Below are 12497 nucleotides of genomic sequence, written 5' to 3' on the forward strand. Positions count from 1 at the left end.
CTGGATTCCCAGAGGCGGGCACGGACCGTTCAACCAACGATCACCAAACGTTCAGCTTGACAGCTCACCCATCAGTGGGCACCGACACCGCGGGAGCCGACTGCTGCTCGGCCGCCGATGTCTTCTTGGCCACGGACTTCGTGGTCGTCTTCTTCGCCGCCGTCTTCTTGGTCGCGGTCTTCTTGGCTGCCGTCTTCTTCGTGGCCGCCTTCTTCGCCGTGGCCTTCTTCGCGGTCTTTCGAGCCGTCTTCTTGGCCGGAGCTGAAGATTCCGCATTGCTGTCGTCGCCGGACTCGCCGGACTCTTCGGCGTGACCCGAGGATTCGGCCGATTGAGCGGACTCCGGTGCGGAATCCACCACCAGGACGGCCGCTTCCTCGGCGCCCGCCGGCGAACCGGCCGGGGCCGACGCCTTACGGGTCGCCCTGCGGCGCGCCCGCGGCGGCGCCGCCTCGGGCGTGTCGCCGACCGGCGCGTCGGTGACGGGCGCCTCGGTGACGGGCTCGGGCCGTACGGCCTCCGGCTCCGCCTCGACGGGCGCCGCCGACTGCTCGACGACGGCCTCGGCCGCCTGCTCGGCGGCGCGGTCGGACCCGCCCGACTTCGGCGAACCGGCCGGAGCCGACGCCTTACGGGTCGCCCGGCGGCGGGTACGGCCCTGCGGAGCCGCCTCCTCCACGTCGGCCTCGGGCTCGGCCACCGGCACGGACGGGGCCACCGGAGCCGATGCCTGGGCCGGCTCGTCGGCCCGCACCTTCGGCTCGGGCTCCGTCGACCTCGGCGAACCGGCCGGAGCCGACGCCTTGCGCGACGCCCGGCGGCGCGAACGCCCGCCACGCGCGGCCGTCTCGGCCTCCGCGACGCTGCTGTACAGCTCCTCGTCGGGCACGAACTCCGGCGCGGAGAGCGCGACCGGCGCGGCGACCTCCGCCGCCACCTCGGCCTCGGACTCCGACTCGGAGTCCGCGTCCGTCAGGACCTCGGCCGCCGTCTCGTGCTCGTGGTCATGGCTGTGGTCGTGGTCCGCACCGGACCCGCCGCGGCGCTTCTTCGCGCGCTTGCCGTTGCCGCCGACGTTGCCGCCGCCCCCACCGGAGCTGGTGGGCTGCTCCATGTGGACGATGACGCCGCGCCCGTTGCAGTGGACGCAGGTCTCGGAGAACGACTCCAGCAGACCCTGGCCCACCCGCTTACGGGTCATCTGGACCAGGCCCAGCGACGTCACTTCGGCGACCTGATGCTTCGTACGGTCCCGGCCCAGGCACTCCAGCAGTCGCCGCAGCACCAGATCCCGGTTCGATTCGAGGACCATGTCGATGAAGTCGATGACGACAATGCCGCCGAGGTCGCGCAGCCGCAGCTGACGCACGATCTCCTCGGCCGCCTCCAGGTTGTTCCTGGTGACGGTCTCTTCGAGGTTGCCGCCCTGACCGGTGAACTTCCCGGTGTTGACGTCGACCACGATCATGGCCTCGGTCTTGTCGATGACCAGCGAGCCACCGCTCGGCAGCCAGACCTTGCGGTCCAGCGCCTTCATGAGCTGCTCGTCGATCCGGTACGAGGCGAAGACGTCGACCTCACTCGTCCAGCGGTTCAGCCGGTCGGAGAGGTCGGGCGCCACGTGCGCCACGTAACCGTGGATGGTCTGCCACGCCTCGTCACCGCTGACGATGACCTTGGTGAAGTCCTCGTTGAAGATGTCGCGCACGACCCGGACGGTCATGTCCGGCTCACCGTAGAGAAGGGTCGGGGCGTTGCCGCTCTTCGCCTTCTTCTGGATGTCCTCCCACTGCGACTGGAGGCGCTCGACGTCGCGGCGCAGCTCGTCCTCGCTCGCGCCCTCGGCGGCCGTACGGACGATGACGCCCGCGTCCTCGGGGACGATCTTCTTCAGGATGGTCTTCAGCCGCGCCCGCTCGGTGTCGGGGAGCTTGCGGCTGATGCCGGTCATCGAGCCCTCGGGGACGTACACGAGGTAGCGGCCGGGGAGCGAGACCTGACTGGTGAGGCGCGCGCCCTTGTGGCCGATCGGGTCCTTCGTCACCTGGACGAGGACCGACTGGCCGGACTTGAGCGCGGTCTCGATACGGCGCGGGCCGTTGGCCATGCCAAGCGCCTCGAAGTTGACCTCACCGGCGTACAGGACGGCGTTGCGCCCCTTGCCGATGTCGACGAAGGCGGCCTCCATGGACGGCAGTACGTTCTGCACCTTGCCCAGGTAGACGTTGCCGACGTAGCTGGTGGCCTGCTCCTTGTTGACGTAGTGCTCGACGAGCACGTCGTCCTCGAGAACGCCGATCTGGGTGCGCTCGCCGTTCTGGCGGACGACCATCACCCGCTCGACGGCCTCGCGGCGCGCCAGGAACTCCGCCTCGGTGATGATCGGCACGCGGCGGCGGCCCTGCTCGCGGCCCTCGCGGCGGCGCTGCTTCTTCGCCTCCAGACGGGTCGAGCCCTTGATGGACTGGACCTCGTCCACACCGGTGCCGGGCTCGGTGTCCTTCGTACGGCGCTCGCGCGGCTCGCGGACCTTGACGACCGTACGCTCCGGGTCGTCCACGCCGTTGTTCTCGTTGTCCGAACCGCCGTCACCGCTGCGACGACGCCTGCGGCGACGCCGACGGCTGCTGCTGCTCCCGCCGCCCGACTGGTTGGCGGAGTCGTCGTCGTCCTGCTCGTCGGAGTCGGCGGCGTCCGTGTCGGAGCCGTCCTCGTCCTCGGACTCGTGCTTCCTGCCGCGGTCCTGGCCCCGCTCCTCCGGCGCGTCGTCGGAGTGCTCGTCCGACTGCTCGTCGGCGTCCGCGGACTCACCGCGGCGACGGCGACGGCCGCCCCGGCGGCGGCGGCGCGACGGACGGTCGAACTCGTCGGAGTCCTCGGACTCGGAGTCGGAGTCGGACTCGTCGCCCTCGGCGGACTGCTCGGTGTCGGGCTCGTCATCGGCGTCCCGCGCGGCGGCGGGGGCCGGCGCGGGCTCGGCCGCTTCGGCGGACTCGCCGCGGCGGCGGCGCCGGCGGCGGCCCGAAGGCTCGGGGGCGGGCGCGGCGACGGGCTCGGCCGTCGTCTCGTCCTCGATGTCGAGGTCGTCGTCGTCCTCGACGTCACCGGCGGCGGCCATGGCGGCGGCCGACTCGGGGGTCTGGAACATCGGCTCGGCGAAGACGGGCGCCTGGAAGACGGCCACGGCGGGCCGGGTGGCACGCCGACGCGACCGGTCGGGCGCGTCGGTCTCCTTGGCCTTGGCGGCGGACGGCCCGGAGCCGTTGCGCTGCTCGGCCTTCCTGGCCTTGGGCTCGGACTTCGACTCGGCCTTCGGCTCCGCCTTGGGCTCGGCGGTGAACTCCGGCGAGGCGCCGCCCCTGCGACGCGTGCGGCCACGGGTGGCGGCCTTCTCGGCCGCCTCGACCCGCTCCTCGTCGGCGGTGATCTGCGTGACGGCGTTCGCGGGGAGCGTCTCGCCCTGCGCGACCTCGTCGGTGTCCCCGTCGTCCGCCTCGGCGGGCCGGGGAGTGGTCGCCGGAGCGGTCACCTTGCGGGTCGCACGGCGCCGCGCACGGGGCGGCGCGGCCTCATCGGCCACCGGCTCGGCGACGGGCTCGGGAGCGGTCTCGGCCACGGGCTCGACGACCGGCTCCGCGACACTCTCGGCGGGAGCGGCGACCTTACGGGTAGCCCGGCGGCGGGCACGCGGCGGCGCGGCCTCGTCGGCGACGGGCTCGACAGCGGGTTCGGCGGCGGGCTCCGCGACGGCCTCAGGGGCGGCGGGCTCGATCACCGGCTCGATCACCGGCTCGGCAACCGTCTCGGCGGGAGCGGCGACCTTGCGGGTCGCACGGCGCCGCGCACGGGGCGGCGCGGCCTCCTCGGCCTCGGGCTCGGCGAGTGCCTCCGGGGCGGCGACCTCGGGTGCGGGATCGGCCACGATCTCCACGGGAGCGGTGGCCTTACGGGTGGCCCGGCGGCGGGCACGCGGCGGCGCGGCCTCGTCGGCGACGGGCTCGGAGGTCTCCTCCGGCACGCTCGCCGTGACCTTCGCCCCCTCGGCGGCCTCGGCCGCCGCGGACGGCGGCCCCGCCGGACGCGACGCGGCGCGGCGCCTGCGGCGCGGCGGCAGCGTGTCGCTGGGGCTGTTCAGTTCTTCTTCGGTTTCCCGGGTCGTACCGGGTTCGTTCTGGGACATGCGGGCGGTTCTCCCGTCACGCTCCCGGGCGCCACGCCTTGATCCGGTCCGGCCGCGGCCCGCGCTGAGGCGCGAATGCCGCCGTCCGGGGCGCGGGCGCCGCACAGGAGCTGTTATGTCTGGGTCGCCGGTTCCGTGTGTACGCGTCGTACACACGGCCTGGCGAAAGTCTTCGTGGTCAGCGCGCCGCCCGACCCAGGTGGCTCCCGAGGCTCTTTCAAGGGCTGCGCTACAACAACCGTCCTACGCGGAAACCGCACCTTCCGGCGCCTTCGCGGCGGCGGGTCCGGCGGCCATGGATGAGCCTGCCGTGACTGCCTCGCGGTCGGGCGCGAGCGGGTCGGTCACCGTTCCGGACTCCTCGTCGAAGAGCCCCTGCGCCAGCCTGGTCACCGCTGCGGGGACCGGCGGCGCCAGGTCGGCCACAGCTCGGAGACCGGAAAGGACGTCGTCGGGTCGTACGGCGGGTGTCACGTGCCGAACAACCAGCCGCAGTATCGCACAGCGCTCGGCCCCCGGCCTATCGGCCTGTGGACGAAGCGTCCGCAGGTCGACCACGGCCCCTCGTGCGTCGAAGGTCCGCATGCCGTTCTTCGCGCGCCGTTCGACCTCCACCACCTCGGCGGCGAGGAAGGCGGTCACGGCCCGCACGGCCTGTTCGTACGCCACCCCGTCGAGCCGCAGCTCCCACACGGAGGCGGTCAGCCGGTCGGCGAGTCCCGACGTACGGACCTCGACGGCGTCGATGATGTCGAGCCCGGTGGGCAGCGACTCGTCGAGCAGTTCGCGCAGGGTGTCTGGGTCACGCGGCGCCGCGAGGGCGATCTCCAGATATTCGGCCTCGCTGCCCGTGCCGGTGGGTGCGGCATTGGCGTAGCTGACCTTCGGGTGCGGGGTGAAGCCCGCCGAGTACGCCATGGGGACGTCGGCGCGGCGCAGGGCCCGCTCGAAGGCGCGCTGGAAATCGCGGTGGCTGGTGAACCGGAGGCGGCCACGCTTGGTGTAGCGCAGTCTGATGCGCTGCACCGCCGGCGCGGGCGGTGGGCCTTCGGGCTGTCGCTTGCCCAGTGGTTCTTCTCCTCGGTGCGGGGTGCGCGCGGTGGCGCACACCCTCGGACGCGCGGCCGACCGGGCGGTCGGCCCCGGAAAACCCGGCTCACACCTGCTTGCGCAGGGAGATCACGGGTGCGGGTACCGCGCCGGGGACGGTTGTTGTACTACCCAGCGTACGCGCCCCGTCGACCGGCGCCTTCACAGGCTCGGCCGGGCGGGGAGGCCCGACCAGGGCGCGCCAGGCGTCGCGGCGGGTCTGCCGGGCCGTTTCCCCGGCGGAGCGCAGCGCGCTCCTGACCGCCCGGCCGGCTTCTGCGGCCGCTTTCCTGGCCGGGGCCCACACGTGGTCGCGTACGGCGTGGCCGACCGGGGTGCAGACGCCTCGGTAGAACCAGCTCACGGGCTGCCCGATCAGGATCCGGGCCAGCCATTTCAGCGCCCGGCCGACCGCGCGCGAGATCTGTCCGGCGATCCGCCAGGCGACGCCGATCGCGTCGGCGATCTCGCGGCCCAGGGGGGCCAGGACCCTGCGGTGGAGCCGGCCGAGCGGAGTGATCAGCAGGGTGCCGAGGAGCCACCCGAGCCCCGTCCAGACACCGCCGACGGCCGACACGACGCCCTTGACGAGCCCGGTGAGCAGCCAGAGGATGCCGCGCCCGATCGGAGTGAGGACGCTTCCGTACAGCCACACCACCGGCACCACGAACCCGTAGCGCACCACCCACACCAGCACCTGCCCCGTCGGCGTGAGCAACGTCTCGTACAGCCAGGAGCAGACGACGCCGACGCCGTGTCCGACCGGGGTGAGGACGCTCTCGTACAGCCACACCACCGGCACCACGAACCCGTACCGCGCCACGGGCACCACCACGTACCGCCACAGGGCCACCCACGGCCATACGAACAGCGCCTTGCCCAGCCACACCAGCGTCACGCCCAGCGCGCGCCCGACCGGGGCGAGCAGCGACTCGTACAGCCAGGAGCAGGCCAGCCCGATGCCCCGCCCGACCGGCCGCAGCACGGAGCGGTGCAGTGCCCGCGCCCCGGCGGCGAGCAGATCCCACACCATGCGCACCGGGACGACGAGTACGAGTACGACGATCCGGACCGGAATCCGGACGGCCGTGGTCAGACAGCCCTCACCCGGCTCGAACCGCTCCGGTGCCGTCCGGGCCGGCGTCTTGTCCAGATCCATGCCCGACAGGACGCGTCCGGCGCCCGCCCGGATCCCGGATCGGAGCCGCGCACCGTGTTCGTGCCCGATTCGAGACCGGGCACCACCGTGCCGTGGGGGGCGACGGCCCCGGCTTCCGTCCGTCCGTCCGTCCGGGGAGCGGGACCCGCCTACTGTTCGACGATGTGCCGCAGATAGCTGTGCGGGTCGGCGAGATAGCGGCGCCAGTGATCCACGACGCCGAGCTCCCGCCAGGCGACCCTTCGCATACCGTGCTCACCGGCCTCGATGATGTCCGCGCCCGGCAGTGCGGTCAGCAACGGGGAGTGCGTGGCACAGATGACCTGACCGCCCTCCTTCGCCAACCGGTCGATGTGCCCGATCAGTTCAAGGCACGAAGAGAAGGAGAGTGCTGCCTCCGGCTCGTCGAGAACGTAGAGCCCGGCGTGAAGGAACTTCCCACGGAACGCCGCGAGAAAGCCCTCCCCATGACTGACGTGGTCCGGAGAGAACCCCTCCCTGCCCAGGGCGTCCCGCGCGGTCTCGGCACGCAGGAAGAAGCCCTTGCGGGCCGACCAGCTGGTGGCCATACGGCGCCCGCGCCCCGAGGCGGCGTCGAATCTCATGCGCTCACCGAGGGTCGACTTGCCGCGCGGAGAGGCGTAGCGCCAGTCGTGGGAGCCACCGTAGGAGTCCAGGCCGAACCCCTCCGCCAACGCCTCGACCAGGGTCGACTTCCCCGAGCCGTTCTCACCGACCAGAAAGGTCACCGGTGCGGTGAACCGCAGCCCTTCGTCGAGCAGTTGACGGACGCAAGGCACCGACCAGGGCCAGGTTTCCTCGTCGTACGAGGAGAGATGGACGTACGCGCGTTCGACGATCACGCGACCAGTATCGTCCGGACGCCACAGCGCCCACACACCGCGTGGCCCGAGTCGGCGCCCGTGGGCGCACGGTGGTGTGAATTCGGCGAGCGCATCGATCGAACGAGTGCTCCCCATTACCGAGGAACCACCGGGAAGAGCCCCACACCTTCGGCAGGTGTGGGGCTCTACGCTCATCAGAACTGGTCGGCGAAGTCGTCCTGGTCGTCCTGGCGGACAACGAGACGCCGGCGCACATCATCCGTCAGGCGCTCGACCACTCCCCCGGCAACAGGGCTACCCACCCTGGCCGGCTGGCTGAGCCACCGTCAGCGGCAGCAGCTTCCTGCCCGTCGGGCCGATCTGGATGTCGAGGTCCAGCTGCGGGCACACGCCGCAGTCGAAGCACGGTGTCCAGCGGCAGTCCTCGACCTCGGTCTCGTCGAGGGCGTCCTGCCAGTCCTCCCAGAGCCACTCCTTGTCGAGACCGGAGTCCAGGTGGTCCCAGGGCAGGACCTCCTCGTAGGTGCGCTCGCGGGTGGTGTACCAGTCGACGTCCACGCCGGCCGCCGGGAGCGTCTTCCGGGCGGCGGCCATCCAGCGGTCGTAGCTGAAGTGCTCGCGCCAGCCGTCGAACCGGCCGCCGTCCTCGTAGACCGCGCGGATCACCGCGCCCACCCGGCGGTCGCCGCGTGAGAGCAGGCCCTCGACGATGCCGGGCTTGCCGTCGTGGTAGCGGAAGCCGATCGAGCGGCCGTACTTCTTGTCCGCGCGGATCTTGTCGCGGAGCTTCAGCAGCCGCGCGTCGGTCTCCTCGACGCCGAGCTGCGGCGCCCACTGGAACGGCGTGTGCGGCTTGGGCACGAAGCCGCCGATGGAGACGGTGCAGCGGATGTCGTTCTGGCCGGAGACCTGGCGGCCCTCGGCGATGACCTTGACCGCCATGTCGCCGATCTGCAGGACGTCCTCGTCGGTCTCCGTCGGCAGCCCGCACATGAAGTAGAGCTTCACCTGGCGCCAGCCGTTGCCGTACGCGGTGGAGACCGTACGGATCAGGTCCTCCTCCGAGACCATTTTGTTGATGACCTTGCGCAGCCGCTCGGAGCCGCCCTCGGGGGCGAAGGTGAGGCCGGAGCGGCGGCCGTTGCGCGTCAGCTCGTTGGCGAGGTCGACGTTGAAGGCGTCGACGCGGGTGGACGGGAGGGAGAGGCCGATCTTGTCCTCCGCGTACCGGTCGGCGAGGCCCTTGGCGATGTCGGCGATCTCGCTGTGGTCGGCGGAGGACAGCGACAGCAGGCCGACCTCCTCGAAGCCGGTCGCCTTGAGGCCCTTCTCGACCATCTCGCCGATGCCGGTGATGCTGCGCTCCCGGACGGGCCGCGTGATCATGCCGGCCTGGCAGAAGCGGCAGCCGCGCGTGCAGCCGCGGAAGATCTCGACGGACATGCGCTCGTGCACGGTCTCGGCGAGCGGCACCAGCGGCTGCTTCGGGTAGGGCCACTCGTCCAGGTCCATGACGGTGTGCTTGGAGACCCGCCACGGGACGCCGGAGCGGTTGGGGACGGTACGGGCGATACGGCCGTCCGGCAGGTACTCCACGTCGTAGAAGCCGGGGACGTACACCCCGCCGGTCTTCGCGAGCCGCAGCAGCAGCTCCTCGCGGCCGCCGGTCCGCCCCTCGGCCTTCCAGGCCCGGACGATCTCGGTGATCGTCAGGACGGCCTGCTCGCCGTCGCCGATGACGGCGCAGTCGATGAACTCGGCGATCGGCTCGGGGTTGAACGCCGCGTGGCCGCCCGCCAGCACGATCGGGTGGTCGACGGTGCGGTCCGCCGCGTTGAGCGGGATCCCGGCCAGGTCGAGCGCCGTGAGCATGTTGGTGTAGCCGAGCTCGGTGGAGAAGGAGAGCCCGAAGACGTCGAAGGCGGAGACGGGACGGTGCGCGTCCACCGTGAACTGCGGGACCTTGTGCTCGCGCATCAGCTCTTCGAGGTCGGGCCAGACGCTGTACGTGCGCTCGGCGAGCACGCCCTCACGCTCGTTGAGTACCTCGTAAAGGATCATGACGCCCTGGTTGGGCAGCCCGACCTCGTAGGCGTCCGGGTACATCAGCGCCCAGTGGACGTCGCACTCGTCCCAGTCCTTGACGGTGGAGTTGAGTTCACCACCGACGTATTGGATCGGCTTCTGCACATGCGGGAGCAGGGCTTCGAGCTGTGGGAAGACCGATTCGACAGCAGACATCACGGCGACTTTCGTGGGCTGACAGGGTGACCATCCAGGCTACCCCGACCGCCGCCCGCCCCTCACCGCGCGAAAGCGGGCCTCAGCCGCCCAGCGCCGTCCGCAGCTTCGGCTCGGCCGACTTCCGCCAGACGCGGGGCAGTTCACGCTCGCGGTCCGCCGCCCGCGCCTCCTCCTCGCCGTACAGCAGTCCCCAGGTGAAGGCGGACTCACCGGCGGCATGGGCCTGGATCGCGAGGTCGCGCAGGGCGTCGCGGGCCACCACGCTGTCCTGGTGGTCGCCGAGCACGCTCTGCACGGCCTTCATCCGCTTCGAGAAGCGCTTCGCGGGCTTCCCGAGGGCGGGCCCGGCCGCGTCGGCGGCGTAGCGGGCCCGCTTGGCGGCCTTACGGGCGTCGTGCAGCGCCAGATCGCGCTCCTCCCCCGGCACGAGCCCCAGCGCGTGCTCGACGCGGCCCGCGAGGCGCTCGTAGTCCTTGACGATCGCCCGGGGCAGCACCTTGCCGGGCTTCCCGTCCGCGCCGCCGGCGAGCAGCGGCGGATCGGTGAGCAGCGCGTCCACCGAGTCCAGCAGGCGCAGGTAGCGCGCGCTGTCGAGTACGGCGAGGGTCCGGGCCCGCGCGTCGGTGCGGCCTGCGGCGTCCCAGATCCGGAGCCGGGCGTGCACCGGGCCGAGCAGCAGGGTGGTGTCGTGGGCGTCGACGGCTTCGGTGAGCCGCCCGGCGAGAACCTCCTGGTCCCGGTCGACGCCCAGTTCCCCGGCGAGCCACTGGAGTTCCGCGCCGATGGGCCGGCTGGCGTCGCGGTCGAGCACCTTCTTGTACGTACGGAACGCCGACCGCATCCGGCGGGTGGCGACCCGCAACTGGTGCACCGAGTCGGGCAGGTCACGGCGGACGGCGGAGTCGTACGACACGATCGCGTCGGCCTGCTCGCGCAGATAGGCCAGCACATGGTCCCCGGCGGTGACCGGCCCGCGCCGCGCGGCCCCGGCCGCCTTGCGGGCCTTCGCCCCCTTCGCGGCGGGCGTCGTCTCGGCGAGCGCCCTGGCGAGTTTGGAGGTGGCGGACGCCGGACGTACTCCCGCCTTGCGGAGCGCCTTCTCCACGGCGTCGAGCAGCGCGGGGTCGCCGTCGTCGGCCAGCTCGACCTCGATCTCGGTCCAGTCGGCGGTGCCGGTCCCGGCGGGCAGGCGTTCGGCGCGGACGGTGTCCACGGCCACCTCGGCGAGTGTCCGGCCGGCCTCGTCTACCAGCAGGCTGGTGTCACGGGAGGTCCGCAGCCGTACGACGGGGGTCAGCTCCGCGCCGCGGACCCGCGAGCGCACCAGCGCCGCGAGCTCGTCGGGGAGGGTGTCGGAGAGCGGGGCCCGGATCTCGTCGCGCACGCCCTGGCCGACGGGGAACTTGAGATGCCAGCCCTCGTCGGCGCCGCCGGTCCGGCGGCGGAGCGTGAGGGAGTCGGCGGTCAGCCGCAGGTCCGGCGTGTCGTGGTAGAGGGCGTCCAGCTCGGTGACGCCCTCATGGGTGACGGCCGAGACGACGCGGACCTTGGTGAGGTCCGGCAGGAGGGAACGCCCGCCTGGTTTCGAGCCGCCGCCGACGCCGCCGTCGACGCCGACACCGCCACGGCCGCCCGCGCTGCCGCCGCCGCTGTCGCCTTCCGCCGGCCGCTTCGGGAGTTCGTACTTACGTTCGATCTCTCGCTTTGTGTCCGCCATCCTCACAAACGTAGTCGCAGGGACCACCGAGTGGCAGCCCCCACGACGCCGAACGAGCGGATCAAGCCGACATCGGCCGCTGCACCCTGATCGACTGGAGCAGCCCGACCGCGATCCAGACCGCGAACATCGACGTGCCTCCGTACGACACGAACGGCAGCGGCAGACCGGCCACCGGCATGATCCCGAGCGTCATCCCGACGTTCTCGAAGGACTGGAAGGCGAACCAGGCGATGATCCCGGCCGCCACGATCGTCCCGTACAGCTCGGTCGTCTCACGGGCGATCCGGCAGGCGCGCCACAGCACCACACCGAGCAGCAGCAGGATCAGCCCGGCGCCGAGGAAGCCCAGCTCCTCGCCCGCGACGGTGAAGACGAAGTCGGTCTGCTGCTCGGGGACGAACTGGCCGGTGGTCTGGGACCCCTTGAACAGCCCGGTGCCGGTGAGCCCGCCCGAACCGATCGCGATCCGCGCCTGGTTGGTGTTGTAGCCGACGCCCGCCGGGTCCAGCTCCGGGTTGGCGAAGGCGGCGAAGCGGTTGATCTGGTACTCGTCGAGCACCCCGAGCGCCGCGACCGCGACGGCGCCCACGACACCGGCGCCGACGAGCCCGAAGATCCACCGGTTGGACGCCCCGGAGGAGAGCAGGACGCCGAGCACTATCACCGCCATGACCATCACCGAGCCGAGGTCCGGCATCATCATGACGATCACGATCGGGATGACCGCCAGGCCCAGGGACTTGGCGACCGTCCGATGGTCCGGATGGACCTGATCACCCGCGTCGACCCTGGCCGCGAGCATCATCGCCATGCCGAGGATGATCGTGATCTTCACGAACTCCGAGGGCTGGAGGGTGAAGCCGCCGCCGAGCACGATCCAGGCGTGCGCGCCGTTGATGGTGGCGCCGAGCGGGGTGAGGACCAGCAGCACGAGCACGACGGAGATGCCGTAGAGCACCGGCACCGCGCCGCGCAGGGTGCGGTGGCCGAGCCAGATCGTGCCGATCATCAGGGCAAGCCCGATGCTGGTGTTCAGTACGTGGCGGAAGAGGAAGTGGTACGGGTCGCCCTGGTTGAGATCCGTACGGTTGCGGGTCGCCGACCAGACGAGCAGCGACCCGACCGCCGACAGCGCGAGCGAGGAGAACAGCAGCGGCCAGTCCAGTCTGCGCGCCAGGGAGTCACGGGCCGCGAGCGTGGCCCACAGCCCGCGCTCGGGACCGTATCCGGAGACGGAGAAGCCGCTCGTGCCGGCCATGC

Annotated in this window: 7 protein-coding genes; all 7 read right to left on the minus strand. The window is 71.8% G+C overall.

Annotated features, from left to right (window positions below; translation table 11 throughout):
- Positions 1-64 precede the first annotated feature (64 nt).
- Positions 65-4180 (minus strand): ribonuclease E/G, encoded by a 4116-nt coding sequence (locus P3L51_RS02650; protein ID WP_354603369.1) that lies wholly within the window; start codon positions 4178-4180, stop codon positions 65-67.
- Between the two features lie 243 nt (positions 4181-4423).
- The gene (locus P3L51_RS02655) at positions 4424-5206 is read right to left on the minus strand and encodes a TIGR03936 family radical SAM-associated protein (protein WP_354603370.1); all 783 of its coding nucleotides are present in this window, start codon (positions 5204-5206) and stop codon (positions 4424-4426) included.
- A gap of 130 nt (positions 5207-5336) precedes the next feature.
- On the minus strand, positions 5337-6428 hold the full coding sequence (locus tag P3L51_RS02660) for a hypothetical protein (RefSeq protein WP_354603371.1): 1092 nt from the start codon (positions 6426-6428) through the stop codon (positions 5337-5339).
- A gap of 149 nt (positions 6429-6577) precedes the next feature.
- A complete protein-coding gene (locus P3L51_RS02665; RefSeq protein ID WP_354603372.1) occupies positions 6578-7291 on the minus strand; it encodes an AAA family ATPase in 714 nt (237 codons plus the stop codon).
- Between the two features lie 276 nt (positions 7292-7567).
- Positions 7568-9514, minus strand: a complete 1947-nt coding sequence (locus tag P3L51_RS02670; protein WP_354603373.1) for a TIGR03960 family B12-binding radical SAM protein — start codon at positions 9512-9514, stop codon at positions 7568-7570.
- A gap of 82 nt (positions 9515-9596) precedes the next feature.
- The gene (locus P3L51_RS02675; RefSeq protein WP_354603374.1) at positions 9597-11234 is read right to left on the minus strand and encodes a CYTH and CHAD domain-containing protein; all 1638 of its coding nucleotides are present in this window, start codon (positions 11232-11234) and stop codon (positions 9597-9599) included.
- A gap of 61 nt (positions 11235-11295) precedes the next feature.
- Positions 11296-12495, minus strand: a complete 1200-nt coding sequence (gene rodA, locus P3L51_RS02680; RefSeq protein WP_354603375.1) for a rod shape-determining protein RodA — start codon at positions 12493-12495, stop codon at positions 11296-11298.
- Positions 12496-12497 lie beyond the last annotated feature (2 nt).

The organism is Streptomyces panacea (assembly GCF_040560175.1).
Lineage (GTDB): Bacteria > Actinomycetota > Actinomycetes > Streptomycetales > Streptomycetaceae > Streptomyces > Streptomyces panacea.